Raw genomic sequence first — 24,282 nt, forward strand, 5'->3', positions numbered from 1 at the left:
GTCGACCGATCACAGCGAGGAGTTCGAGCTCGTGGTCGGCGTCGAATGCCTTTCCTGACATCCTGAAACCATGAACAAGGTCCAGCGGCACGCTGCCATTGCGCAGTTTGCCGTCACCTTCGACGAGGCCTCTGAGACACTCCCTGTCCGCCAGGTTCCGTCGCCACAATCAGTTGTCATCGAACTTGACATGCTCGACCCCAGCCTGGTGTCAGCTCCTGCCGCGATCGACGAGATCAGGGAAACCGCGGGAGAGTATTCGGCGCATCTTCTCGACGTAGCGGCCATCGGCTCGTTTTGCCGTCGGCTCATCTTCCGGCTCGACCCACACGCTGTCTACGACGACCTGCTCGAGGCGCCCACAGGTGCTAATCGGCGTGGAGCCTTTGCGCCGGCGCTGATCCTGCGCTGCCGCACAATCGGGGGGCTTGTCCAAATCTACGAGCACGTCGTGGCGCAGGATTCTCGCGACCGGGGAGGTGCCCGCTGGGGTCATGCTGCTGATCGATACCGACCGACAGCCAGAGACGGAGAAGAGCGAAGTGGCGGGTGCGGTGATCACCACCGACGAGGTCGGCTTCCTCCCTCTGTCGGTCAACGAGCAGCAACGCCGCATCATCAACCCCGTCGACGCGGTGGCTCAAACGGTGGTGCAGGCGCCGCCGGGCGGGCATGCACGATGAGTGGAATGCAACGATGAGTTGGCGCGAGTCTGACGATGGGATTGGCGACCTTCTGCGCTGCGAATTAGAAAGTATCGCTGCCGGAAGCCTGGCCGGACCAGGACCGATCAATGTTGGTTGTTGGGCTGCAATGGGGATGTTGGTTGGCACGACCCGATGGGCCGAGAGCACTTCTTTTCAATGGCAGCCATCGCGCGAGAGTCCGGGTCCGATGAAGACCTCTTGAGCCTGCTCTGGGACGTGCTGGCATGGGGTGTTGTCGGGAACTTCCGTAATGCCGCCCGCATCGTTCGCGCGGCTGCAGCCGAAGGCGGAGGCTCCAACCTGATAGCGGCCCTTCGGCCGGCAGCGAAGCCAGTTATTGCGGCGACATCGAGGGGTGGGTACTGGCGTTCGTCGAGAACCGCATCAGTCACTTCAACTACGCGTTCTTCAGTAAGTTTCTAATGACCCGTCACGCCACCTGCCGACTGATCAGCCAGGCGTTCGCGGCTCCCCGGGTGTCTTACGCACCGACCCCGGATAGTCCCTTAGAAGTGTTCCCGCAGCGCACACCTCGACGTACGTCGAACGCCGGATAGTTCAGTTGCCGGATCAGGTGCCTGGATTAGGTAAGGAATTCGGACGGAAGGCACACCGGTCCGACGAAGACCGTGACGGCGTCGGCCGAGGCTAATCTGACCGTCGTCGATAACCGCGGTTTACGCTATTTGTTTCCCGGGACTAACCTCTCCCGAGCATTCCGAAAGGAGCTGGCGATGCCCGCCACGATTACTCACTGACGCAGCTAAACGGGTTCCAGAAGTTCTATTTCTTTCACTGTGCGGCAGTGGTTTTCGACGGCCACGGCCCGGCCGAGAGCTTCTGCATGCACGTACGGGTGTTTGTGGACTGCATCAGTGAAGCCGAATTGGGACCCGCGTCCACGGAAGACCTCGCGCACGCACTGGGTGAGATCGAGGCAAGTGTTCCAGAAGAGTTGGCCGGCCGGTTCGACGAGAATGCAATCGTCTTTGAGCGAGCGAGTCGGCTCGCGGTGGCGGACACGACGGATCGTTGTGTTAGTTGCGCTTGTTATCGATGGTTTCGATGTCGACGACGACTACGAGTAGGGGATCGCTTAAAGACCCGGAGTCGACGCCTCAGGTCGAAATTGTCCGGCTCACTGGGTCTGGGCACGCCAAGGGAACTGTGGAATACGGTTCCCGTGACCAAACGACTCTAGCTCTGCACGTCCGCGGATTCGACACGACTAGCCGCCGACGAACATGACGGGCGGCCCTCGCGCAAATTCGGAAAGCCGACGCCTTGTCATTGCACGGGCTGAACTCGATTGTGTGTGAGTTCAGGTCGACACCAGTCCCTAACAGCATCAACGCTTTCCGGCTAGCCGGTCTCGGTGGTACTGCAAGTGATCCGGGTTGATGGAATGTAATGGATTGAGCCGCAGCTTGCCGATGGGTTCGCCTGCAAGGGCGTTGACTACGACCGACGCGTTGTCGATGTAGATTCCGCCGGTCACGAATCTAACGGCGTCGTTTGGGCACAAACACAGCATGTTGTCGATCGAGCGCGGCCCTCCGTGCGGTGCGCTTGGAGGGCGTATATGAACCGCTACGGCGTGAGGACCGGCCGGCGTTTCTAACCGTAGGCCGCAAACCTGGCAGCGCCGATCATGTATCTCGCGTACCTGTTGCATCGGACGTCGGGAGCCAGACGATGCGCGACGGGCCGAAATCGGCAATTCCTGGTTCTGGTCGGTTATGACGGAACAGGCGGCGCGCACCGCTTCGGGCATCGCCGACAGGTCGTCCAAAGCCGTCAGTCTGAAACGCCAGATTCGGAACCCGTCCTTCCCAATTTCCTGCCAAAAGTTCGCGACCTTGTACAAGCCGTCATATCTGTAACTCGATGGAGGCGAGATCGAATGCACGCCCCGGTGTCCACGGATGACTCGAACAGGGATTTCGTCGAGATAGTTACGTGCTAGGCCCAAGTTTCCGCGGGTCAGCTCCTGGTCTGCAATTTGAAGGCCGGTATCAGGATCCCTGCCCCCGTGGCCTGTATAGATGATTTCATTGCCATAGTCGACATCATCGACGTATCCGCCGGAGACAACGACCGACTCGGCTCCGTCCGCTCCGCCGCATATTCCACCCTGGAGGGGACGGTGAACCCCTGCCTCGGACGCTGCACGTCGATCGGCGTACGTCGTGCCGGGTGGGTTTCCGGGAATCTCTCCGAAGGTGCGCCTTGTCATCGGATCGACAGTTTAGTGGCGCTGACGATAGGTTCACCCGCGTTCGGGAGTTGGCGCATCACGAGTCACCGCGCTGCAATTGTGGTGGTCATCCTGAGCGTTCTTCAAAGATCAGTGCGGATGGCATGCTACTAACTATTCGCAGCGATGAGAACCGTAAACACAGGACGGCGGCTTAGAATCTGGGAGCGCTTGTGCCAGCGAGGGTGAGCTAGGAAGACAAGATCGCACGGTTCCTCGCCAGAACACGGGCGCGCGTGAATAATGCGCCCGAGTTTACGGCCCGGTGCTACGGCACAGTCCAGACAGTTTGCTAAACGCTCGCAGGAGGGAGCTCGGTTATGGCCGACTATCGAGCAAGCTGCTGCAGGAGTCGGACGATGCCCTTGAGACCGGCTGGCATAAGAACCCATCCGAAGCCCACAGATCCAGGCATCAACGGCAAGGCGCGGATCCACTTCTTCGATCACTCGAGGACCATGCCGGGCTTTCAGCAGCCGCGACAGCTATTTAGCGACGAAAAGGAGTTGTCGCATTTTCTGCAGTTGAATTGGGACCAACTCGCGTATGTCAAGACCCATGGACTGAGGTTCCGCACATACGACGTGCGCATCTCCGAGACTTCCAAGATCGATCTGTTGGCCGTAGAGAAAACGGGAGACATTCTCGTCGGCTTTGAGCGGAAGGTCGGTGAGGGTGACGATCGGTTAGTCGGAGAGGTGCATAAATACCTGCCCGCGCTAAAGAAGGCGGCAGATAAGGAAGACCGTGCCGGCGCTCGGCTTGTCATGGTCGCCGGGCAGCCCGACGAGGAACTCGCCGCTCGTGTTCAGGCCCTCGCTGAGAGACGACGTCCAAACTGACTGGTTGCTCTATGCCGTGTCCATCGACTTATCGGAGCCCAAGTGAATCAGCCCACGAGAACGCAAGAGTTTGATGATGCTCTATTTGAACTGATCTTCTCCATCGTGGAACCAGGCGACGAAATCGAAACGCTGGCCTCGAAACGACCCAACCGCATTGTGTCGATTGACCGTTGCGGTATCGAGGTGGAGACGTTGCGATCGGATGACCGCGGTACCGGTCCACAGATGGTGCCCGCGTGGATGATCATCGTGGCTTGGGAGCACTTGCTCCGTCACCGTCAACTGACTCAGAACGAGCTCCTAAATAGATTAAACGTCAAGAGATCTGCTTTCGTGTGCGCACTCCTGGCGTTGCTGCCTGGAGTTACTGTGCGGTCGACGCGCCCAACTATGCTCGAACTTTCTGAGGATTCCAGTGCTGGATTGAAACAACGAAAGCCGTCACTGAGCGAGACATATTCCCTTGAGAGGCTGCGTCTTCGGCACGACTACGATCCGGCTCCCTTCACAGACGCCGGCCGCTTGATAGTACGGGAACGCACCGATGGCGAGCACGGAGTCGTCGTGGTTATGGCGAACTCTGATAGTGATTACTGGGAGTACCATCTGGGTCCGTTCGAAATCCAACAGTTGGTACACGCATTGACACGCGAGCTTGCTAGTGATGAATCGTAGTATCACCCGTCATAACAGCTGTCGGCAGCAACTAGCCGCTTCGAGTGCACGCTCGCGGTTCGATGACGCCGTCTAGGTCAGCCGACGCTCCTTCCGCTGCGGTTAGACGGCTGGCAAGGGATTCGCATACACCACTAGGCTCATGCCCGTCCATTCGCCCGGACGCCTGATCTATGACCACGAAGAAATTATCAGGCGTGCAGTTGACGATATTCGTGCGCGCTACGTCGCCAAGCCCGATCCTGATTGGCTCCTCGGCGAGGAGTTCACACTTCGAGACCTCCGGATTGCGCACGAGACTGTCGCCGGAGAACCGTTGCAACGCGACACTTTTCGCCGCGCGATGGAACCTAGCCTCGTCGCGACCGGCGTCATGGCCGTGAGGGGCAGGGGACGTCCCGCCGAACTGTTCCGTCGCCGTGATCCGGCTCCACACCACCACTTAGCCGACGACTGAGGTGTCGGAGCCGACCAACATTCGGTGAACGAATTTACTGACGGGTGGTTGAACGCGTCCTCTGAAGCCCGCGGTTACTGATCTTCCGACTTGTTGGTTTGCGGAGTTAGACTGGAATCGCTTCACGAGACACCATCGTCAAGCTCCGACTAGATGGTGCGCCAACCCCACGCTCGTGGGTGGCTCGGATGACGAAGCGGCCGACGCCAACCGGCGACGGTAAGAGCGCCTCCTGAGAAGGGGCCCTTAACGAGGAACAGGCAGTGACCGCCACCCCCAAGCCCAGCTGCGGCCGCGTAATCGTCCTGGCCGACGGCAACGCGAGGCTTATCGGATCAGCCGGCCCTCTTCAGAAAGGAAGAAGTTATGCCCCATCGGGTGGGCGCCATTCCCCATTTGCATCGCCCCTGCGACCGGTGCGGTTACGCGACCCGCTACAAGCAATTCCCGGTGGCGTGTGGATGCACCACACGGGATCGCTGCCCGCATCCGCCCAGCTCCGTCGTTGACGGGTCTTGCCGCCGCTGTGGTGGCGATGCGACGGAGGGCCGCAGAGAGTTGAATCGTGCCCTGTCTCGAGTCGATGCCGAACACAAACAGGCGGACACTCCGCTGAAATGCCTCACGGATCCGTCACTGCAAGTGGTCTCCCGCTACGCCGCTGGCCGGCCCCGGCCTCAACGTCGCTGATCCGACTCCAGCACAATCGGGTGCAGGACTTCGCAGCCATCCGGTGAACGGCCACTTCGAACTCCACCTTGAAAGCGAAGGCGCTGAATAGTGTTAAGCCGGCTCGCGTGGCTGGCTCTTGGTTTCACGCGCAACGTCGAACGCACCGCTCGGCAAGGGCTCGCCGGCGCCCTCCCAGCGCTGAGGCACTGAGCCCTACATAGGGTGAATCACCCTCGAGCTCAGGGCCACTCGTTGATGTAGGCAGCGTTGAACTTTGCAAGCAACGCACTGACAGCCTGTCCGTATTCGGTTGGTTCCCAGTCGGCGTCGAGGTGCTTGGTGAACTCGTCACTGATGACCGACATAATTTCCTCGGCGTCCGAGCGTGATACGGATTTGGCTCGCCGAATCCGCTCTAGAAGTGCTGAGTTACGGCGGGTGAGGATCTCGTTGAGGAGCTCCGCGTGAGCGCCGCTGAGAGAATCGAAGCTGCTATCCACCTGTTCCTCCTGGCGTTCCCGTACGGTTTGTAGCCCACCCGGTGATGACCTTGCCCTGGTCGTTCACGATCACAATTGCGTTCTCACCGGTGTACTGATAACTTTCTCGGCCTTGATCGTCCACGAGGCGCTTCACGTCGCGGACAGGTCGATTGAAGGCATCCTCTAGCGCATCTCTGCGAACGCCTATCCCGCCATCTCGCCCGGTGATCCGCTCCTCGGCGTGTTTGGTGTAGCCGGTGATCGACTTCGGAGCTGTATCCGGAATCATGACGCCGGGGGCGGTGAGCGGGATATCTGGTATGTCGGCCGGACTGGCGATCGGCGGGCAGGGCACTATCGGGTCTCCGATTGTCGTCAGCGCGTCGCTGACCGCGTCGTGATACTGCTTAGCGGCCTCTTCGGCCTGAGCAACAAGATCAGCATAATTCGCCGTCGCTTGTTGGTGCTTCATCATGCCGAGGGCCGGCGAGAAAGCCATCAGCGCAGCGGCCGTCATCACATCTGATTCGGCGTCGGCGAACTCCTCTGGCGTCGGTGTGTTCTGCTTCGCGATATCGAACGCATGCGCGACCGCTTCGGCCGCAACTGAGAGTCGCTCGGCCCACCTGGCGGCGGAGTCCAGCCACGTCGCGTGTTTACTGATCTTGTTCGCTGCCTTGTCGCCGCTCGACCAATGGTCGTGAACCGACACAAATACCGCAGCAGTGTCATCGGAAATTCGAGTGATCTCTTGGCCGTAGCGATGCCACGCACGCGAAAAGTTCCTCAAGTCGCCCGAACCTGGTCCGGAATGCAAGTCGGCGGAGAACTGCTCGCCTCCAACCGACGACAGCGCCGACACCTTCGGGATGCTCGCGATCGAGGGCTGATGTGGCATGGGTGGCAACGCCGGGGTTCGCAGCGGTCCGGAGAAAGACGTGATCGGTGGTGCACCGGTGCCGTCGACGCGACGGATCGATTCCGCACCAGCTCTATCAGCGCGTTCAAATGCCGTGGCGGCCGACCTGAGGACGGCGCCGGCGTACTGACGCACCAGAGTTGCGTGCTGCAGCACCTCAATCAGTGCTGACTCGTGCGCGTTCAGCGCTCTCGCAGCCCCAAGTGACGTTGAGTCCGCACCTGGTGGCGCACCGTTCGACGGCACTAACGGACCCCCGAGCGACTCCAGGCGCCGGCCATCGGCGTTCAACGCATCGATGTCGACCTCGAGAACCGGTCCCGTCATGTCCTTGGCCCCCAAGCTCGGCGACGTGACACGCCGACACCCGCCAAGATCTATTCAGCAACCAAAGATAACTGTATCGGCGGGCGAAGATATGCCTGCACACAATTCCGGCGCCCGTTGCTGCGCGCCGGGCTGTCTGCCATCTCGGTCGCTCATTGCGGTGCATAAATCGGCCGCGAGCGCGCGTGCCCCGCGGCGATCGCGACCGTGACAGCGGGCCGCTCAGGTCCGTCAGATCACCCTTCACCGCGTGCGATGATGACTCTGCATCCCCAAGCAAAGGAGCTTGAGATGGGGTTTGAGCGTATTGACGACCTGCTGAACGGCGTGACCGCCGGTGGCTCGCTACACGGAGTTGCGGCCACAGTGGTTGGCCGCGACGGCGTCCTCTACCAGAGTGCTGCGGGTGATGCGAAGCCCGACAGCATGTTCCGCAACGCATCCATGACCAAGGCCGTCGCCACCACCGCCGCGCTGCAGCTCGTCGAACAGGGACGCATCGAGCTCGACGCGCCCGTCGCCTCGATCGTGCCCGAATTCGGCGAGCTCCAAGTAATCGACGGCTTCGAGGGCCGTGAACCCGTCCTGCGTGCACCCAAGACGCAGGCGACCGTCCGCCAGCTGATGAACCATACCGCCGGCTGTGGGTACCACTTCATGAACCAGAAGCTCTTCACCTTCTGCACCGAGCAAGGCTTTCCCACCCCGCTCGACGGACTCAAACAGGGCATCCACGCGCCGCTGGTCAACGATCCCGGCACGGTCTGGGAGTACGGCGTCAGCACCGACTGGCTCGGCATGGTCGTGGAGGCCGTGAGTGGCCAGACGCTCGCCGACTACCTCGCCGGGCACGTCTACGAACCACTCGGGATGACCGACTCGACATTCGCCCCGACCGACGAGCAGCGTGCCCGGTTGCTGCCCATCCGTTTTCGCGCGCCGGACGGCAGCCTTGTACCGACCGAGCTCGACCTGCCCGCCAACCCCGAGTGGGACGCCGCCGGCCACGGCTCCTACGGCACGGTCGCCGACTACGGACGATTCGTCCGGGCCTGGCTCAACGGCGGCGAACTCGAGGGAACGCGCATCCTCAAACAGGAGACCGTGGAACTCGCCCTGCGCGACCATCTCGACGGGGCGCCGCTACCGAAGAAGATGGAACCGACGGTCCCCGAGCTGGCCAACCCGGTCGAACTGCTCGACGTGCCGCAGGGGTGGGGCCTCGGGTTCCACCTGTACCTGGTCGACCTGCCCGGTATGCGCAGCGCCGGCTCGGCCGACTGGTCAGGACTGTTCAACAGCTTCTTCTGGATCGACCGCAAGGCGGGGATCGGCGCCGTCATCGCCACGCAGTTGCTGCCGTTCTTCGACGCCAAGGTGGTCGAGACGATCCTCGGCTTCGAAGCCGCCGTCTACGCAGAACTCGGCGCGAACGTCTCCTGAGCACCGCCGTCCGACGCCGCTACCGACGACACGAGCTTGTCGAATCAAATAGTTGTAAATGCGGCAATCACAGCCGCGGGGTTTGGCGACAGCCCATGTCTGACGCCAACTTAGCAACGGCACCGAGCCGTAGGCGCCGCGATGCTATGAGCCAGCGGTGAATCGGTTGTCGTTGAGGCGCTTGAGGGCTCGGCCGTCGGTTAGTTCGTCGCGGTGCTCGGGATATCGCCAATAGAAGCGCACCAATTCGCGGAGGTCTCGCCCGTCCGGAGTGAATGAGGCTGCCGGAGGGTCGGCGCGCTGCCGTCGGACATCACAAAGACTATTGCGTTCGGTGTCGCCGCAGTCTGGTTCGGCGCCACATCCGTGATGTCTGTTACCTGTGTCCAGTCGCCGCTCTGAGGTCGCCAGCCCTGCACGATCACGAATCCGGTGGGTGTGAGGCGCAGATGGTGGAGGCTGCCTCGGCGGAGCGTCCGCCACAAGATCGGTACTCCCATGATTGCGGCTACCGCGCTGACAAACGGAATGGCATAGCGCATCTGCTCGGGCACCGGAATGTCCACCATCCCGAGGGGTCCGAATATCGCGAACAATCCGCCGGCCACGGTTAGTCCAAGTACGGCAATCTTGATCGGGATGTCTATGCCGCGATCCGGCCGAATGGTGGTTCCCTGCTCGTCGAATTCTCCAACGGGGGACACCTTGCCAGGGACAACCTTGGCAAACGGAACGATGAAACCGATGCAGAACATCGAGAACCCAAGTGACACCAGCGCCGTCAAATATTCACCGCGGCCAACGCTGATGACCGCCCAAACCGCCGCCAGAATGCCCACAGGGCCGGCAAGTAGCGCACAGAGTATCGCGATCGGAAGGATCTTCATTTGGGACACACGATATTGCCGATGATGCCGCCGACATAACCGAATGTGCACACTTACAGCGTTTCCTCGATCACGTCACCGGGTGACTGGTCGCGAGCGTGGCGCACTGCTGGCCGAGCACCGAACTGCGCGCACTTGGTGATGAACGCTTGCCGACGTCGAGTACTTCGGCCATCAATCGAGCGCGAATCGCCCGTCACGAAACCGCTCGGCCGCACGGTGATCCACCAACTCCATTCGATCCTCGGGGTGTTTCCAGTAGTGGCGCACCATCCAATAGAGCGGCACACCGGTCGGCACGTACAAGTTCAGTCCGCCTATGACTTCCTCGGTGCCGTCGCGCAAGCACAGCACCACTGACCTACCGGCCTTCCTGCCGTCCTTGGTGTCTGAGTGGTCCTTGACATCGACGACGTCGTCCCACTCCAAAGCCCTCGTCTTCACAACGTCGGCGATCTCGACCATCGCCGGGGTGAACTTGAGGTAGCCGATGCCGCCACGCCGCACCCACGCGACGAGACCGATGACGGAGAACAAAGCTGTTAGGGCAAAGAGCGGTGGTGAGAAGATCTGCAACCCACGGGACATTGGAATGTCGATTGCTCCTCGCGGCAGATAGAGCGCCAGGAGGGCACCCGATGGGGCCATGACAATCAGCCCCACGACGTACAGCACGCCCACCCGCTTGTCCGGCCAGACGGTGAATCCCGTTGGGTCGTTGGACGTTCGGGTCTGCGTCTTGCCTGTGGCGGCTAGCAGTAGGCCCGCCATCATCAACACTGGAAACGTGACGAAGCCGATCAGTAGTACGGTCGTCAGGTAGTTGCCACGGAGGCCGGCCAAGATACCGCGAACGACAAAGTAGAGCAGGCCCGCCGATACGCCCATGACTAGCCAATACAGGCGTCGGTTGACCTTGGCCCAGTTCGCGGGTTCGGGAAGATTCAGTACGGACACACGACCTCACCAATGAACTTGCCCATTTCCACGCCGCCTACAGTTCCGGCGACGGCCCCGATGATGGTAAGAAGCGGCACGGCTCCTACCGCCAGGGGACCAGTCGCTGCGCCAGCTGCCGCACCAAACTCAGCGAGGCCCCAGCCTCCACCACCGCCGGCCACCCCGGCCACCAGTGCGATGCACCGATCTTTGTCCGACTCGGCCATCACCATGTCAAAGACCGTTGTCGCGACTGTCACTGCCGGTCCGCCGAATTTCATTGTCTTTCCGATATTTTCGGCTGTTTCTGCAGTGACCATCGGCAAGGATCCGCCACGCGCGATGTGTTCCTCCAGGCCCGACATTGCAGCTGTGGTACCCGTCGATATGTTGTCGATCAGCTCGACGGGCACCGCACTGTGTCGACCGTCTGCGGTCGTGAAGCCGGCCTGTCGGTGGCCGGTGGGGTCCATCGACATCGTCCAGTTCGAGCCGTCGGTGAAAGTGATCGACGTGTAGTCACAGTCGTTGGACAGGTCATGCCACGAACTGGTGCGCGCTACAAAGTCACCGTTCTTGTCGAACTCCTCGAGTTCGTAGAAGTTCTGCTTGCTGGGCCACTCGAACGGATCCATGCGGGTGGTGACGGCCTTGCTGCCGTCCTGTTTGATCACCGTCGTCACCTCCTCGCCGTATGCGTTTGTGGACTCGACGACTTCCCGCACATTCTGCTGCTGATCGGCGGAACGAATCGCCTCCTGCGCCACCGCGCCGACGGGTGTTCGCGGGTCGGCCACCTCGTCGGGGGGTCGTTGCGCCGTGGGTAACAGGATGCCGCCCAGATCGGCTGGCAGTCCCGCCTCAACGAACCCGAACCTGTTGCCCGCTGCCGCAACGGCATTGGCAGTCGCGTCGTCGGCATCGCCGACAGCGATCAGCATCGTGTTGACGATGGCCTGCTCCTGCAAGGCCAACGCCTGCAGCTTGGCCATTGCCTCCTCAGACATGTACACGGGGTCGACGAGCACGACCCATTGATCGGTGACGTTCAACGGACCCGCGTCGAGTTCGTCGGCCTTGGCCAACAACGCTTTACGCGCGCTCCCGATCGACTCGGCACCGCTACTCAACGCCGCCGAGACCGCCTTGGCGTAATCCGAGAACGTCGACGCTTGACGCTCCGCCCGACCGAACATTGCGCTCGCCGCGGCGTGCGACTTACCTGACCATGCCCGCGTTTCCGGCATCCGCTCGCACGCGTCGTCGATACCCGACACTCCATCGACTACTGTCTGCGCTGCCGCGGCAATCGCCGCGGCAGACGTCGTCAACGACTCCGGGTTCCAGCCCCGCAGGGTAGGGCGAGAGGGCAGCATCAGTCAGAGCAGCCCGTCGAATTCGCCGGCCAAGGCCTCGTCAGTTACCTCGAAGGTGTCGCCGGCGCCGCGCACGGCCTCGCCCATCCGAGCCACGTTCTGCGCCAGGTTCTCGGCCACCTCGGTGAAATGCTCGCCGACCGACCTCGCCGCCCACTGCGTTGTCGCCCCGGGCAGACTGTCGGCCGCCGATGTGGTCGTCGGGCCCACCGCGGCTCCCGCGATGCGACCGCTGACGGCGTCGACGTGCGCGGCGAAGGCCCGCAGGACCTCCGGATCGACCAGCACAGACATACCCCGCCTCGAATTGATGGTGTGTCTAGATTCTTAACACGCCCCCGGCGCACCGGGACGCACCAATTTCTTCTGGGATCGCCCCGGGGGTCTCGCACCGAGGCTCGGTATCTAGTGAACTGCCCGGGTGCATCGCGATCAGCGTGTCACCCGGGCGCAGCGTGCGAAGCGTCAGGCGGCCTGCCGTTCGAGCTCCTTCGGCGACTCGGCGGGCATCGACGTGGCGGCTTCCATCAACTGCTCGTGGTTGTCGCGCGCACGGCGGTAGGTCGACAGATAGTGGTCGATCTGCTCGCGGCGCAGCGGTCGCGCCCAGATGTTCTCGCTGGGGATCTCGATACCGCTGTCGTTGGATTCTGCGCGCTTGCGGGCACCGACGCGGAAGCCCGCCACTGCAGCCACCATCAACACGACCATGCCGGCCCCGATGATTCCTGCCACCGCACTTTGCGCGGCCAGCGCGTAAACGAACGTCCCGAGCGCCGCGAAACTCAGCAGCAGGGACACATACCCAACCGCAGTCGGTGGAATTCGTCCTAGCGCCTTCAACATCGATATCACCTCTCGTAAGCTTCAGCGAAACGCTACGCGCATCGTAGCGCTACGTTTAGTGTAGCGTTTTTGCAGCCGGAGATATTCCCGGCCAGAGGAGGTGCGATGGCACAGCGACGCGACGTCGACGACGGCATCACCGAGGCCACCCTGGCGCTCCTGCGCACCAGAGGGCCTAACGCCGTGACCGTCGAGGCCGTGGCGGCGCGCTCCGGCATCGCCAAGACCACCATTTACCGGCGACATCGCGACCGCCGCGACATGCTTGCCGCCGCGCTGACGCGGGTGACCGCTCCTGAACCCCTCGCCGCATCAACCGCGGCACCGGATCGGTTCCGCTGGCTCATCGCAGAGGCGGTCAAGGCCATCGAGGTCGGCATCGGCTTTGGCGGTCTCGCCGCCATGCTCACCGACGACGACCCCGACTTCACCAAGCTCTTCCGCCGCATCCTGGCCAAGGAGCGGGCCGAACTGACATCGGTGATCGACGCGGCCAAGGCCGATGGATCGTTCCGCGCCGACATCGACAGCGCCACCCTCATCGACGCGGTGGTCGGCGTAGTCATCGCCGAGCGTGCTCGCACGGGCCGCATTGCGAACGGCTGGGAGGAGCGACTGTTCGACCTCCTCTGGCCGACGGTGCGGGCCTGAACCCACCGTTGCCTCACAGCGCACGCTGCCGGCCTGCCTGAGGCGCGGGACGGGACGACCGTCGACTCCGGCATGTCCAGCTGGCAGGATGGCGATCGTTGGCCGCGTAGATCCGAGGTTCCGATGTGACTAATCGTCCTGTTGCCGTTGATTTTCACTTCGACGTCATGTGCCCGTTCGCGTATCAGACGTCGCGGTGGATCCGCGAGGTGCGCGAGCGCAGCGGCCTGGAGGTGAACTGGCGCTTCTTCAGCCTCGAGGAAATCAACCGTCAGGACGGCAAGAAGCATCCGTGGGAGCGGGAGTGGTCGTACGGCTGGTCGATGATGCGCATCGGCGCGCTGTTGCGCCGGCAGTCGATGGCCGACCTCGACGCATGGTACGAACGCGCGGCACGAGCGCTGCACGTCGAAGGACACAAGCCACACGAAAAGGCCGTCGCCCGAGCCCTTTTGGAGGAACTCGGCTTCGACCCCCGGCTGGTCGACCAGGCCATCGCCGACCCGACCACCAGCGACGAGGTGATGGCCGACCACCAGCGCGTCGTCGACGCCGGCGGCTACGGCGTGCCGACGCTGTTCTTTCCCGACGGGCAGTGCCTGTTCGGGCCGGTGCTCATCGACCCGCCGGCAGGGGAGGCGGCGCTGCGGCTGTGGGACGCCGTCGTCGCCTGGACCGAGTTCCCGCACCTCTACGAGCTGCAGCGGCCCAAGACGCACGCCGACCAGCAGGCCATCACCGAGACCTTCCGCCCGTATCTGGAGGCCAGGGACTGGGTGTCGATCAACCGGGGCAAGGTCGTCACGTTCGACCCGCCGGGTTGATACCGCGCCCGAGGACTGCGACGTCTACGCTGCCACCAACGACCCGAGCTTGATGTCGGGGTTGTCGCGCTGGAAGCCGTCGAGCCGCCACGGTGTGGAGAACAGCACGAGCATGACGCCGTCGCTTCGGGTCAGCACTTCGGCCGACACCTGCTTGTCCATGAACTCGGCGTCGGCGGGGTCGACGACCCGTGCCACTTGATACGGCAACGACTCCAGCGCAATCGGGGTGCTGAACTCGGTCGCCATCCGGTGCACGGCCACCTCGAACTGCATCGGTCCGACCGCGGCCAGCACCGGTGCCTGATCGCCGCGCCGGTCTGAGCGCAGCACCTGCACGACGCCTTCTTGCTCGAGTTGTTCGATTCCGCGACGAAACTGCTTGTGCTTGCTGGGGTCGGTGCCGCGCGCAACGGCGAAGTGCTCGGGGGAGAAGCTCGGGATCGGCGGATACTGCACGGGCACATCGCGATACAGCGTGTCACCCGGGCGCAGCGCGGCGGCGTTCGCCAAGCCGATGACATCACCGGGCCAGGCGGTGTCCAGCGTGGCGCGCTGCTGGCCGAACACCGACTGCGCATACTTCGTCACGAACGGCTTGCCCGTCGCCGCATGGGTCAGGACATCTCCACGCTCGAAGGTGCCCGACACCACCCGCGCGTACGCGATGCGGTCGCGGTGTGCCGAATCCATCCCCGCTTGCACCTTGAAAACGAAAGCGCTGAACGGTGATTCGACCGGGCGACGCGCGCCCTCGACGTCGAGCGCTCCGCTGGGCGCCGGCGCGAGTCCGACCAGTACGTCGAGAAGCTGATTCACGCCGAAGTTCAACGCCGCCGACGTGAACAGCAACGGTGAGGCCTCGCCGCTGAGGAACTGCTCACGGTCGTAATCGGCGCCGTCGGCGGACAGCAGTTCACTCTCCTCGACGGCGGTGTCCCAGTCGTCGCCGGCAGCAGCGTGGGCCTCGGCCGCCGCGATGTGCTCCTCGGGGGCCGCGGTGGCACCACCCGCGGTGCGGGTGAACCGGATGAAATTTCCGCTTCGTCGGTCGAGCACACCCTTGAAGTCGCCGGCGATACCGACCGGCCACGTCAAAGGCGTGGGGCGCAACCCGATTCGCTCCTGGATCTCGTCCATCAATTCCAAAGCGTGGCGCCCGGGCCGGTCCCACTTGTTGATCACCGTGATGATAGGAATCCCGCGATGCTTACACACCTGAAACAGCTTCAGGGTCTGGGGCTCAAGACCTTTGGCCGCGTCGATGAGCATCACCGCCGAGTCGACGGCCGTCAGCACCCGGTAGGTGTCTTCGGAGAAGTCGGCGTGGCCGGGGGTGTCGAGCAGGTTGATGACGCAGTCGCGGTACGGGAACTGCAACGCGGTCGAGGTGATCGAGATGCCCCTGGCCTTCTCCATCTCCATCCAGTCCGACACGGTCGCACGCCGACCCGCTTTGCCGTGTACCGCGCCGGCCTCGGTGATCGCCCGCGCGTGCAGCGCCAGCGCCTCGGTCAACGTCGATTTGCCGGCGTCGGGGTGGCTGATGACGGCGAAGGTCCTGCGGCGGCCGGCCTCAGTGGAGATACGGCCAGGTGGCGAGGCGTCGGCGCTCGGCGCAGCCGTCAGAGCAGTGTCGGTCATAGCGGTAGCCATGGTATTGGCCGAACGATGCGATCTGTTAATCCGAGTCGGCCGGAACCCGGGGCGTCACGACGTCGCGCTGATGCTCTCCGACTGCGACGCCTGCTGCCAGTTCGCGTAGACCTCGGCGAGGAATTGTTCGACGGCGACGGCCGCGTGCGCGGCGCGCGCCGAGCCGAACATGTCGAAAGCGTGCTGGGCGAAGGGCAATTCGGCGTACACGACCGGTTGGGTGCTGACATCTCGCAGCTTGGCGACGAACGCCCGCGCCTGCTCGACGGGCACCAGCGAGTCGTTGGTCCCGTGCAACGCGAAGAACGGCGGCGCGTCGGCGGTGATGTGGTTCACCGGCGACGCCTCGAAGTAGGTCTCAAAGGCCGACTTCTGCGGCTGCTTGATGACCATCTGCTCGAGCAGTTCGGGCATCGACGGATGCATCGCGTCCTCGAAGCGGGTGAAGTCGTAGACGCCGTAGAACGGCACCGCGGCCTGCACCCGGGTGTCGACGTCTTCGAAGCCCGGCTGGTACCGCGGGTCGTTGGGCGTCAGCGCCGCCAGCGACGACAGATGCCCGCCGGCCGAGCCGCCGGTGATCGCGATGAAGTCCGGGTCACCGCCGTACTCGGCGATGTGCGTCTTGACCCACGCCAGCGCGCGTTTGACGTCGACGATGTGGTCGGGCCAGGTGTTGCGCGGGCTGTGGCGGTAGTTGATCGCCACGCAGATCCAGCCGAGCTCGGCGAGATGGCTCATCAACGGATGTGCTTGTCCGCGTTTGTTTCCCGTCACCCAGGCACCGCCCGGAATCTGAAACAGCACCGGCGCCTTGCCGTTCCGGTCGAGGTCGGGACGCCGCCAGATGTCGAGCTGGTTCGCGCGGCTGTATTCGCCGTAGCTGATGTCGCCGTCGTGGGCGTAGTCGCGGTAGATGCGCATCATCCGCAGCGCGCCCGGCGTCTTGGCGGTACCGCCGCCCGCCGGCTGGCGCCACAGGCCCGACGAGTGGGTGCGGCGATCGGCGCCAAGGCCGCGGTCCAACGCCTCGGTCAGTGGGGCAGCCGCCTTGTGACCCGCGCGGTTGAAGTTCAGCAGCCCGATCGCCGAGATGGCGGCCACCACCCACGCGACCACGCGCACCGGACGGCTCAGGCGCCGAGTGGTCAACGCCAGCCCGCCGATCTGGCTCGCCAGGGTTTGGAGTGGGAACTCGCTCACCACCAAACCAAACCCGAACGAGAAGATCGACGGGTAGCCCTTGCGCACCAGCGGTCGGTAGCCGTTGAGCGTCGAGGCCGCGGTGACTGCCGTGACAACTATTGCCGCGACCTGCTGGGCGATGCGGCCGATTCGCGCCTTCTTCATGCGGTCACCATACGAGCCGGCACCGGTGCGGTGACACGGCATACGTGCGCGACCCCCTGTCCGCGGAGAACGGCCGATACCCCGCTGTGGGAGAATTCCCGCATTCGCACGGCGTGATGGTGCGAACCGCGGGGGGTTCCGCCTGGCACATCGCCGACAAGGCCGTCGGTAGCGCTCTGTCACGCCTTGACCTGCACGTTTGGAGTTTTCATGGGCGTCCACAGGAATCCCGAGGCCGGCACTGGCGCCTCGCCGACCGCGTCGGGCCTCATCTGGCTCTCTGGCGGCGAGCCGCGCGACGTGTCTGCCCGCCACGAGCGGTCCACTTTGGTCAGCGCCGGTGTGGTGGTGCTGGTCACGGCGCTGCTGGCATGGCTGGTGGCCGCCTCCGCCCTGGCTCAGTCGACATCCTGGCCGTTGGCGACCGTCATCGCGGTGACCTCGGTGTTCGGGCTGCTGATCGGTGCCCTGAGCCGGGCAATCGCAACCGGGGCCGTACGTGGGTCCGGCGTCACGGGACGCGCTGCGGTGGCGGTCGCCATGGGCCTCGTGGTGGGCGAGCTTGCCGCCGTCGTCGTGTTCTCCGGTTCGGTCGATCGTGTCCTCGACGAGCGGGCGGCGCGTACGGCCGACTCCAGCCCGGCCGTCGCGCAGGCCGCAGCCGACGTGGACCGCAGCCGGGCCGCGCGCGGTGAACTGGATGCCGCCGTTGAGCAGGCCGTGCAGCGCCGGCAGGACGCGCTGGTGGTGGCGCGCTGCGAGTTCAATCCCCGGCCTGAGTGCCCGCAGACCGTCATCACGGGCGTGCCCGGCGCCGGGCCCGAGAACCGGACGGCGAACGACTTCCTCGCCGACGCCCAGGGGAGCCTCGACGCCGCGCTGGCCGAGCGGGACCTTCGCGCGCCGGCTCTCGACGCGCAGGTTATCGACGGCGAGCAGGCGCTGGCGCAAGCCCGGCAGGCCGCGACGACAGATGCGGATCGGGGACTCGGCGCACGGTGGGTCGCGATGAATGACCACACGCTGGCGAACCCGGGGGCGCTGGTGTTGCGGATTCTTGTCGACGGCTTCTTCGTCCTGCTGAGCCTCCTGCCGCTGATTCTCCGGCGGTGGCGCGGTGAGACGTCGCAGGATCGCGGGATCGCCGCCGACGTCGCGCGGGATCGCGCCGAGTTGGAGGCCGACACGGCGGTTGCGGTGAAGCGGGCCGAGGTGCGTGCGGCCATCGACACGATGTGGGCCGAGCAGCAGCTGGCGAGCGCCCGCATGGCTGTCGAGGCGCAACTGGAGATCGATCGCGAGCAGCAGCGCCGTCGAGTGATAGAAGCGGTCGACACCGCGATTCCCGCACGTGCGGAACGTATTTCGAAGCCTGAGGATGTGTATCTGCCGATAGCTGCGGAGGCGGAGGCGGCGAGCTTGGTTGCGGCCGAGGTGCCGGCGCCTGATGTGAATGTGCCGGAGAACCTGCCCGCACCCGTCGAGGAAGACCGCGCGGTAGAGCCCGCCAAGGAGTCCGCACGTCCGCTGATCCCGGGCATCCCGGATGTCACGCGTGCCGCCGCGCGCTGGATTCGTCCACTGGTGCCGCCGATCATCGTCAACGCGATCGACACCACCACAAAACCGTTGCGGAGCGCACGGCGGGTCCTCGAGGAGACCGAGGAGATCCACTTCTCGATGCGACGCACGCGCAAAGTGACCACTCATGTCGAGGAGAGCGAAGTCGATGCGAGAGAACGTGTTTCGGATCCGACGAGTGAGGTGCGGCCAGTGTCTACCGTCCGAGGCGACGACTGTCGTCACGATTACGGCCAGGTAGGCGTGGGCGCGGAACACACGTCGTCGGCCGTGACGAGGGGCGAGGGCCGCCCTGAGTTGAGCGCGGGTGGCACGCGTGAGCTGAACGAACGTCGCGGCCCACGGGAACTTCCGCCGGGGCGTTGACCCAGAAGCCGTAAGACTCGTCATCTGAATGGTGGGTGCGACAGGTGTCGTCCGTGAGTGCCAACCCGCTTGATCGATCGGTGTGTACCTGCGGCGCCCGAGTGATTTCATGCGTACGGAGGTTCTTCACCGTGATCGGAGGCGCATGACTCTCGTCGACAACGCGACGGTTCGTCGAGCGGTCGAGGCATTCGCGGCCAAGCCCGACCAGCGAGGTGTCCTCGATGTGCTGCGGACGTGCATGTATGGCGAATTGCTGTTCGACATCACCGGGTCCGACGAGCCTCAGGACGGTTCGTTCGCTGCCGGAGCACGGCTACAGTTCCGCGGCGGCGCGGGGCCTGACGGAGGCCGGGCACTTTACGTATTCACCCGGCAGGAGGAGATTGCGCGCCTCTACGATTCGGACACCCGCATTCAGTCGATGGTCACGCCGGCGACTGGTGCGCTGAGTTTCGCTCGGAGTCGTCAGGACGCTTGGCTCTATATAGATCCTTCAGGTCCGACTTGTGCCCTGTCGGCGGCGGACATCGATTTCGCGCTGGGCAACCCGAACAACGAGCCATTGAAAACGGTGCTCGCCGCGTTGGAGGCGGGTGACGCCGACAGACAGGACGTTCTCCAAGTCCTGCTGACGGATGGGCCGTTGCTGCTGGGAGCCGACGGGAACTCCGTACCGGGCAAAACTTTGCTCCGATCAATGACTTTGAGTGATGGCTCAACCGCCCTGGTCGCTTTCACCAGCGCTCCCGAGGTCGCCGCGCACAACGCGTTCGATGGCCCGGGCTCATTCACCACGCTCCGGGTGCTGGACATGATCCGCAAGAACCGACACGGAGGAATCGTTATCAACCCCGCTGGGCCGTCAATTACATTCTCGGCAGCCGAGATTGGCGATTGACTCTCGCGGGCTGAGTCAATGTATCCCGAGATACTGACTGCCCAGGCTCCCCTCCTCGGACAGTCAACGCGGGTCAGTAGTGGGCGAAGTTGCCATCCGACGCATCGACCAATCTGGTCGAGAGCCTCGGGGGACAGTTCGGGATGAAGGACGCTGAACCTGCTGATGATGTCGTTGACGCCTTCAGCCAAGGTCATCCGACGTCCGCGAATCCCCTTGTAGGAAGCCTTGAGTCACCGCCCGAGGATGCCGGCGCGCGCGGCTTCGAAGTGTTCGCCGATGATGTCGCGAACCCAACGCAATTGCTCGGCTGTCGTCTTTGGCTTGAAGCTGACCGACTCAACCAACTCCTCGAGAGGCGTATCCGGCAAGGGGACGAATTTCGTCAAGTACTGCCAGCTGAGTGACCTGTCATGAGGTCCGAATACGTTAGGCGCATCGAGTGGCGCGATCATGCAATTTGTACTGCCCTCGCGTGCGGATTGGTAGACCTGTATCTTGCAGTCTGCCGACCGGTAGTAAACAACAGCGCCTAGCCTGCCGCCTTCGTCAACGTTGAGGTCAACGCCATCGAGCCTGAAGCCGAGTTCAGACAACAGAGGCCCGACAATAGACTGCACTTGATCTGAGAAGTCGTCGGCCATCTATGTCAGCCTTCCTTTTTCACCCATGAATTACCAACTCGCTCATATCCATATGATGGCGCATGCTGCACCAAATACTTTATCTCCATTGCGGAGAACGAATCTGGGTCGGTTCGGACAACGTCATCCACTGAGGAAAAACGCGTGCCCTCGACTATGTAGTCGATACGGGCAACACCGCTTTCCATCTGGGTCTTGAGGAACTGCTCGTTGACGAGCCATCCGACCGCGTTTGCGTCAGGCTTGCTGAGGCCGTCGCCGATTGCGTTCCAGGTGTCTGGTCCCGTGTCGTAATAGATCCCGCCATTAGCGCGAGCCTCGCCGATGTATCCACCGTCAAGACCATCCCATTTGCCAAGAACGACGCGATCTACGTCGCCGAATCGGTGGGTGGATAGTTGCGCGACCTCGCGAGCGAGATCTGTCGTCGGGCTTCCGTTCACGAACGCTTCGTTCAGGTTCGAGGCAACAAGGGGCGCATCGGGTGAGTAACCCGCGTCGCCCAGCGGCAGTGGCGGATGACCGGTCGCCAATGGCGCCTCGGTGTGGCTCGGAAGATCAGCAAGCGGAGTCGAGTGCTCGACTGTGCCTGTGTGACTTGGCATGTCAATGACGTCGTCGGGTATGGCAGCGCGCGCCGCTAGAGCTGCTTCGCCACCGAACATCGCGCTCGGCGCGGTCAGGGCCGTACTGCCGGCTACCTCGCCCAAGTAATGCCCGGGGTAGTTCGTCAGGTGCTCGATATCCTCCTTCATCGAGTCGATCGGGTTCGTCACCCGTTCCCAGGTGCCCTTGGCCAGGTCCGTCCACGACTCTTTCAAGTCCTCCAACCCGTTCGCCCCGATGAGATTCTTGATGCTCTCTTCGGTGCCGAACCAGCCGTCGGCGAAGCCGTCCTCGAAGCTGGGTTTCGGCATTGCATCGCGTTCGGGCGTCTTGACTGGGGCAAGCGGTTTGTGCGCTGCGGCGACCATCGCGTCGAGCCGCTGTTCGATCTGCTCGGGCGGAACCCCGCTGTGCAACATCGTTTTGCGCGCGAGGTCCTTGAACTGCTCGACCGCGGCCGGGTCCAACCGCACCGGCTGCGCTGGTTGGCCAGGTTCGGCGATCCGGTCCAGTGCTTCATCGAGATTCTTCGGCGTTGACGACTGCTCGTCCGGCTTCGGTTCGTCACGCCGCCCGCCAGTCGCAGGCAGCAGCATGTCCTCCAGCGACCCCGCCGTCTTCACCACCCGTTCACCGCTGGCCGCGGTGATCGCACCCGCCAACTCGGTGTCGATGCGCTCACCGTCGGCGAGCGCATCCGCGATGCGCTCCCTGAGGTCGGTGACCTTGGCCGCCACTTGCGCGGCGTACTCCTCGGTCATGTGGCTGGTATCGGGCGGGATCACCTGATTGGTGGACTCATCGATGCCCACTGCCGGTTGGGCGGCGGCATCGTCGAGGATGCCCTTGATCGTCTCGGCGAGTGCCTCCGCGTCGCGGTGGACGTTCTCCATCCTTTGAGCCGCCGCGCCGAGATTGTCGGCCACCGCTTCGTGGTCTGCGGCCGTGGCCGTCATCGCCGACTTCGCGGCCTCTGCGCCCTGGCCCTCCCAGGTCGATACCGTGATCAGCGAACGATAGAACTCAGCCGAGCCGGTGTGATTGTCCGCGGCCTCGCGTGCTGCCTGGGCCACGTCCGCGATCTCGGGAGGCCACTGTTTGAGCTCCCCAAGGCTCAGCGCCATGCCCGCACCTCACATCGCAGAGCCGGCGCCTTCTACCGCCTCGGCGCCGCCGGCATCGGTGCGCACGTAACTGTCTGCCGCCTCGCGGTGTCCCTGCGCGTGTTTGGCGAAATTACCGGCGAACCGTGCGCCGTCGGCCTCCCACGCCGCCAGCATCTTTGGCAACGCGGCGGCCGCCGACCCCGATCCGAGAGCGGTGTTCCCCGCTCGTGAATGTGCCGCCTGATGCGCTGATTGGAACCCGCTGGCCTGGCCGTCGAGCCGGTCTGCGGCCATGCGCAGCTCGGTCGGATCGACCTTCAGCGGGTCGTTCGAGTCAGACACCATGCCCCCTTTTTCCAGCGTCAGCCGCACACTAACACCGCCCGAGGGGCCGCCAACGCAGCAATTTCGTCACCGGAAATCTCCGACCAGGCGTTAAGCTCATCCCATGGAACTACTACGCAACGTAGTTGTACTGCTGCACATCGTCGGCTTCGCGATCACGTTCGGCGGCTGGGCCGCCGAGGCCCTGGCCCGGCGCTTCCGCACCACCCGCGCCATGGACTACGGCCTTCTGCTCTCGCTGCTCACCGGCCTCGCGCTCGCCGCGCCGTGGCCCGCGGGGATCGAACTCAACTATCCGAAGATCGGGATCAAGCTCGTCATCCTCGTGATCCTGGGCGGGGTCCTCGGCATGGGCAGCGCTCGCCAGAAGCGCACCGGCAACCCCATACCGCGCCCGATGTTCTGGTCGATCGGCGTCCTGTCGTTCGCCGCTGCAGCCATCGCCGTCCTCTGGTGACCCGGTCAGCAAACGCCTGAATCAGTGAATTGTCATATGCACCTGGAATAATGGTGTAGTGACGCAAACTGTAATCGAACGTCTTCACATCGTCGAGGGAGCCGACTGGAAGGACGCGGTGATCACTCTTCTGGAGGATCGCTCGTCGTACCGGCCGTGGCGCTACGGCTTCGGCGAAGCCCACATCGGCGACCCGGTGGCCATCGTTTTGAACACCGATCCGCCGTCGGTCATGACGCGACTCGGCCGCATCGGTCCCGACGGCCGCTTCGACCGCGCCGAGATCACCTGGGGCCTACCCAGCCCCGGCCTGGTGGACCTCGGCACCCTGGCGCGGGTGGTCAGGTTCGCCGGCGACGAGGACCCGCGCAAGGTGTGGCAGCTTCGCGGCGACGCGGCCACGCGCATGATCCTCGCGCTGACCGACTGCGACGCCGACGGCAAGCGTTCGACGCGGTTCGGCCATTCGACGATAGCCGCGGCGGCAACCCTCCTTCACTCCTGCGGCCGGTGCACCGGATGCGGAGCCGTCCTCGACCTGCTCGGTGCGCGTGCCCGCGACGCCTTCCGCATCCGCACGGTCGACTTTCCCGAGCGGCCGCAGCCGCAGCCGGTGATCATGGAAGCCACCAACGTGCCCAGCTACTTCTACGGCCCGATACCCGACAAGTGTTGGCTGCCAGAACTTCCCGCCGATTGGCCCGGCGTACTGTGCCTGCGCTGCGACACCGCCATGCGCGACGGCGGCTTCACAAGCCTGATCGACTATCTGTTCTCCCAGCATCCGCGGTGTCCCTATTGCGGCGCCCAACGCACGCAGAGCGCACAGTTCGGACAGGTCTTCCATCTGGACTTCCCGCCGTGGGACGACTACCGCGGCTGCGCCCGACGAAAGGACAACTGGACCTGCACCGTATGTGGCAGCCAATGGTGACCCAGTCAAGGCGAGTCCACTGAGCGCCT

General features: G+C 63.8%; 24 protein-coding genes, 1 pseudogene and 1 riboswitch. Of the genes and pseudogenes, 11 read left to right on the forward strand and 14 right to left on the reverse strand.

The features are described from left to right. The first annotated feature begins 428 nt into the window (after window positions 1-428). Window positions 429-683, forward strand: a complete 255-nt coding sequence (locus AU197_RS26395; protein ID WP_197415417.1) for a hypothetical protein — start codon at window positions 429-431, stop codon at window positions 681-683. 1,372 nt (window positions 684-2,055) lie between these two features. Here the strand turns inward: AU197_RS26395 and AU197_RS25835 are convergent. Continuing rightward, window positions 2,056-2,943, reverse strand: a complete 888-nt coding sequence (locus AU197_RS25835) for a YDG/SRA domain-containing protein (protein ID WP_082696434.1) — start codon at window positions 2,941-2,943, stop codon at window positions 2,056-2,058. Window positions 2,944-3,323: 380 nt separating this feature from the next. On the opposite strand from AU197_RS25835, the gene AU197_RS00190 reads away from it, so the two are divergent. The 3 genes and pseudogenes from AU197_RS00190 to AU197_RS25840 all read left to right on the forward strand — a co-directional run. After that, window positions 3,324-3,806 carry a PDDEXK family nuclease gene (locus AU197_RS00190; protein WP_156434258.1) on the forward strand — a complete coding sequence of 161 codons (483 nt, stop codon included), beginning with the start codon at window positions 3,324-3,326 and terminating at the stop codon, window positions 3,804-3,806. A gap of 42 nt (window positions 3,807-3,848) precedes the next feature. Continuing rightward, window positions 3,849-4,484, forward strand: a complete 636-nt coding sequence (locus tag AU197_RS26400) for a hypothetical protein (RefSeq protein ID WP_197415418.1) — start codon at window positions 3,849-3,851, stop codon at window positions 4,482-4,484. A 121-nt stretch (window positions 4,485-4,605) separates the two neighbouring features. Continuing rightward, window positions 4,606-4,941 (forward strand): annotated as a pseudogene (locus AU197_RS25840) (NrtR DNA-binding winged helix domain-containing protein); the annotation flags it as partial. A gap of 120 nt (window positions 4,942-5,061) precedes the next feature. After that, window positions 5,062-5,173, forward strand: a riboswitch (SAM riboswitch). Between the two features lie 679 nt (window positions 5,174-5,852). On the opposite strand, the gene AU197_RS26160 reads toward AU197_RS25840, so the two are convergent. Both AU197_RS26160 and AU197_RS00205 read right to left on the reverse strand, forming a co-directional pair. Next, window positions 5,853-6,113 (reverse strand): hypothetical protein, encoded by a 261-nt coding sequence (locus tag AU197_RS26160; protein ID WP_156434259.1) that lies wholly within the window; start codon window positions 6,111-6,113, stop codon window positions 5,853-5,855. Further along, window positions 6,106-7,341 (reverse strand): PPE domain-containing protein, encoded by a 1,236-nt coding sequence (locus AU197_RS00205; RefSeq protein WP_064400404.1) that lies wholly within the window; start codon window positions 7,339-7,341, stop codon window positions 6,106-6,108. Before AU197_RS00205 ends, AU197_RS26160 begins: the two co-directional genes overlap by 8 nt. 291 nt (window positions 7,342-7,632) lie before the next feature. Here AU197_RS00205 and AU197_RS00210 point away from each other — a divergent pair, with 291 nt between their 5' ends. Further along, window positions 7,633-8,784, forward strand: coding sequence for a serine hydrolase domain-containing protein (locus AU197_RS00210; protein ID WP_064400405.1), 1,152 nt, complete (start codon window positions 7,633-7,635; stop codon window positions 8,782-8,784). A gap of 200 nt (window positions 8,785-8,984) precedes the next feature. Here AU197_RS00210 and AU197_RS00215 read toward each other — a convergent pair whose 3' ends face one another. The 5 genes from AU197_RS00215 to AU197_RS00235 all read right to left on the reverse strand — a co-directional run bounded on the left by AU197_RS00215 (window position 8,985) and on the right by AU197_RS00235 (window position 12,832). Beyond that, window positions 8,985-9,671: a hypothetical protein gene (locus tag AU197_RS00215; RefSeq protein ID WP_064400406.1), complete on the reverse strand. Its 687-nt coding sequence runs from the start codon at window positions 9,669-9,671 to the stop codon at window positions 8,985-8,987. A 174-nt stretch (window positions 9,672-9,845) separates the two neighbouring features. Next, a complete protein-coding gene (locus tag AU197_RS00220; RefSeq protein ID WP_064400407.1) occupies window positions 9,846-10,628 on the reverse strand; it encodes a hypothetical protein in 783 nt (260 codons plus the stop codon). Then, window positions 10,616-11,695: a hypothetical protein gene (locus AU197_RS00225; RefSeq protein ID WP_231744783.1), complete on the reverse strand. Its 1,080-nt coding sequence runs from the start codon at window positions 11,693-11,695 to the stop codon at window positions 10,616-10,618. The genes AU197_RS00220 and AU197_RS00225 overlap by 13 nt, the downstream gene beginning before the upstream one ends. A gap of 294 nt (window positions 11,696-11,989) precedes the next feature. Then, on the reverse strand, window positions 11,990-12,274 hold the full coding sequence (locus tag AU197_RS00230; protein WP_064400409.1) for a type VII secretion target: 285 nt from the start codon (window positions 12,272-12,274) through the stop codon (window positions 11,990-11,992). Between the two features lie 177 nt (window positions 12,275-12,451). After that, window positions 12,452-12,832: a nucleoside/nucleotide kinase family protein gene (locus AU197_RS00235; RefSeq protein WP_064400806.1), complete on the reverse strand. Its 381-nt coding sequence runs from the start codon at window positions 12,830-12,832 to the stop codon at window positions 12,452-12,454. Between the two features lie 105 nt (window positions 12,833-12,937). On the opposite strand from AU197_RS00235, the gene AU197_RS00240 reads away from it, so the two are divergent. Together AU197_RS00240 and AU197_RS00245 are read left to right on the forward strand one after the other, a co-directional pair. After that, window positions 12,938-13,483, forward strand: coding sequence for a TetR/AcrR family transcriptional regulator (locus tag AU197_RS00240; RefSeq protein ID WP_064400410.1), 546 nt, complete (start codon window positions 12,938-12,940; stop codon window positions 13,481-13,483). A gap of 125 nt (window positions 13,484-13,608) precedes the next feature. Beyond that, a complete protein-coding gene (locus AU197_RS00245; RefSeq protein WP_064400411.1) occupies window positions 13,609-14,307 on the forward strand; it encodes a mycothiol-dependent nitroreductase Rv2466c family protein in 699 nt (232 codons plus the stop codon). 24 nt (window positions 14,308-14,331) lie between these two features. Here AU197_RS00245 and AU197_RS00250 read toward each other — a convergent pair whose 3' ends face one another. From AU197_RS00250 to AU197_RS26545, 3 genes are all read right to left on the reverse strand, one after another. Further along, on the reverse strand, window positions 14,332-15,951 hold the full coding sequence (locus AU197_RS00250) for a peptide chain release factor 3 (protein ID WP_064400412.1): 1,620 nt from the start codon (window positions 15,949-15,951) through the stop codon (window positions 14,332-14,334). Window positions 15,952-16,017: 66 nt separating this feature from the next. After that, on the reverse strand, window positions 16,018-17,313 hold the full coding sequence (locus AU197_RS00255; protein ID WP_064400807.1) for an alpha/beta hydrolase: 1,296 nt from the start codon (window positions 17,311-17,313) through the stop codon (window positions 16,018-16,020). Between the two features lie 179 nt (window positions 17,314-17,492). Continuing rightward, a complete protein-coding gene (locus AU197_RS26545; protein ID WP_231744804.1) occupies window positions 17,493-17,672 on the reverse strand; it encodes a hypothetical protein in 180 nt (59 codons plus the stop codon). Between AU197_RS26545 and AU197_RS00260 the strand changes: the two genes are divergently transcribed. Both AU197_RS00260 and AU197_RS00265 read left to right on the forward strand, forming a co-directional pair. Then, window positions 17,662-19,260, forward strand: coding sequence for a DUF4407 domain-containing protein (locus tag AU197_RS00260; RefSeq protein ID WP_231744795.1), 1,599 nt, complete (start codon window positions 17,662-17,664; stop codon window positions 19,258-19,260). The genes AU197_RS26545 and AU197_RS00260 overlap by 11 nt on opposite strands. A 145-nt stretch (window positions 19,261-19,405) precedes the next feature. After that, entirely contained in the window at window positions 19,406-20,161 is a 756-nt protein-coding gene (locus AU197_RS00265) for an SseB family protein (RefSeq protein WP_064400808.1), read from the forward strand. 233 nt (window positions 20,162-20,394) lie between these two features. Here the strand turns inward: AU197_RS00265 and AU197_RS00270 are convergent, their stop codons facing one another. Genes AU197_RS00270 through AU197_RS00280 form a run of 3 tightly spaced genes read right to left on the reverse strand, consistent with a single transcriptional unit; the run spans window position 20,395 to window position 22,862 of the window. Further along, window positions 20,395-20,805 (reverse strand): hypothetical protein, encoded by a 411-nt coding sequence (locus AU197_RS00270; RefSeq protein WP_064400414.1) that lies wholly within the window; start codon window positions 20,803-20,805, stop codon window positions 20,395-20,397. Between the two features lie 5 nt (window positions 20,806-20,810). Beyond that, a complete protein-coding gene (locus AU197_RS00275) occupies window positions 20,811-22,535 on the reverse strand; it encodes a WXG100 family type VII secretion target (RefSeq protein ID WP_064400415.1) in 1,725 nt (574 codons plus the stop codon). 9 nt (window positions 22,536-22,544) lie between these two features. After that, a complete protein-coding gene (locus AU197_RS00280; RefSeq protein ID WP_064400416.1) occupies window positions 22,545-22,862 on the reverse strand; it encodes a type VII secretion target in 318 nt (105 codons plus the stop codon). 103 nt (window positions 22,863-22,965) lie between these two features. Between AU197_RS00280 and AU197_RS00285 the strand changes: the two genes are divergently transcribed. Then, on the forward strand, window positions 22,966-23,319 hold the full coding sequence (locus AU197_RS00285) for a hypothetical protein (protein WP_064400417.1): 354 nt from the start codon (window positions 22,966-22,968) through the stop codon (window positions 23,317-23,319). A gap of 58 nt (window positions 23,320-23,377) precedes the next feature. Then, entirely contained in the window at window positions 23,378-24,253 is an 876-nt protein-coding gene (locus AU197_RS00290; RefSeq protein WP_064400418.1) for a hypothetical protein, read from the forward strand. Window positions 24,254-24,282: the final 29 nt, after the last annotated feature.

This window comes from Mycobacterium sp. IS-1590, assembly GCF_001500025.1.
GTDB lineage: Bacteria > Actinomycetota > Actinomycetes > Mycobacteriales > Mycobacteriaceae > Mycobacterium.

What these genes read in the sequence shown, in the direction of transcription:
- AU197_RS00280 (WP_064400416.1), bottom strand. Translation starts at nt 22,862, where the DNA reads ATGGTGTCTGACTCGAACGACCCGCTGAAGGTCGATCCGACCGAGCTG.
- AU197_RS00235 (WP_064400806.1), bottom strand. Translation starts at nt 12,832, where the DNA reads ATGTTGAAGGCGCTAGGACGAATTCCACCGACTGCGGTTGGGTATGTG.
- AU197_RS00270 (WP_064400414.1), bottom strand. Translation starts at nt 20,805, where the DNA reads ATGGCCGACGACTTCTCAGATCAAGTGCAGTCTATTGTCGGGCCTCTG.
- AU197_RS00275 (WP_064400415.1), bottom strand. Translation starts at nt 22,535, where the DNA reads ATGGCGCTGAGCCTTGGGGAGCTCAAACAGTGGCCTCCCGAGATCGCG.
- AU197_RS00255 (WP_064400807.1), bottom strand. Translation starts at nt 17,313, where the DNA reads ATGAAGAAGGCGCGAATCGGCCGCATCGCCCAGCAGGTCGCGGCAATA.
- AU197_RS00215 (WP_064400406.1), bottom strand. Translation starts at nt 9,671, where the DNA reads ATGAAGATCCTTCCGATCGCGATACTCTGTGCGCTACTTGCCGGCCCT.
- AU197_RS00285 (WP_064400417.1), top strand. Translation starts at nt 22,966, where the DNA reads ATGGAACTACTACGCAACGTAGTTGTACTGCTGCACATCGTCGGCTTC.
- AU197_RS00190 (WP_156434258.1), top strand. Translation starts at nt 3,324, where the DNA reads ATGCCCTTGAGACCGGCTGGCATAAGAACCCATCCGAAGCCCACAGAT.
- AU197_RS00265 (WP_064400808.1), top strand. Translation starts at nt 19,406, where the DNA reads ATGACTCTCGTCGACAACGCGACGGTTCGTCGAGCGGTCGAGGCATTC.
- AU197_RS00205 (WP_064400404.1), bottom strand. Translation starts at nt 7,341, where the DNA reads ATGACGGGACCGGTTCTCGAGGTCGACATCGATGCGTTGAACGCCGAT.
- AU197_RS00240 (WP_064400410.1), top strand. Translation starts at nt 12,938, where the DNA reads ATGGCACAGCGACGCGACGTCGACGACGGCATCACCGAGGCCACCCTG.
- AU197_RS25835 (WP_082696434.1), bottom strand. Translation starts at nt 2,943, where the DNA reads ATGACAAGGCGCACCTTCGGAGAGATTCCCGGAAACCCACCCGGCACG.
- AU197_RS00210 (WP_064400405.1), top strand. Translation starts at nt 7,633, where the DNA reads ATGGGGTTTGAGCGTATTGACGACCTGCTGAACGGCGTGACCGCCGGT.
- AU197_RS00250 (WP_064400412.1), bottom strand. Translation starts at nt 15,951, where the DNA reads ATGACCGACACTGCTCTGACGGCTGCGCCGAGCGCCGACGCCTCGCCA.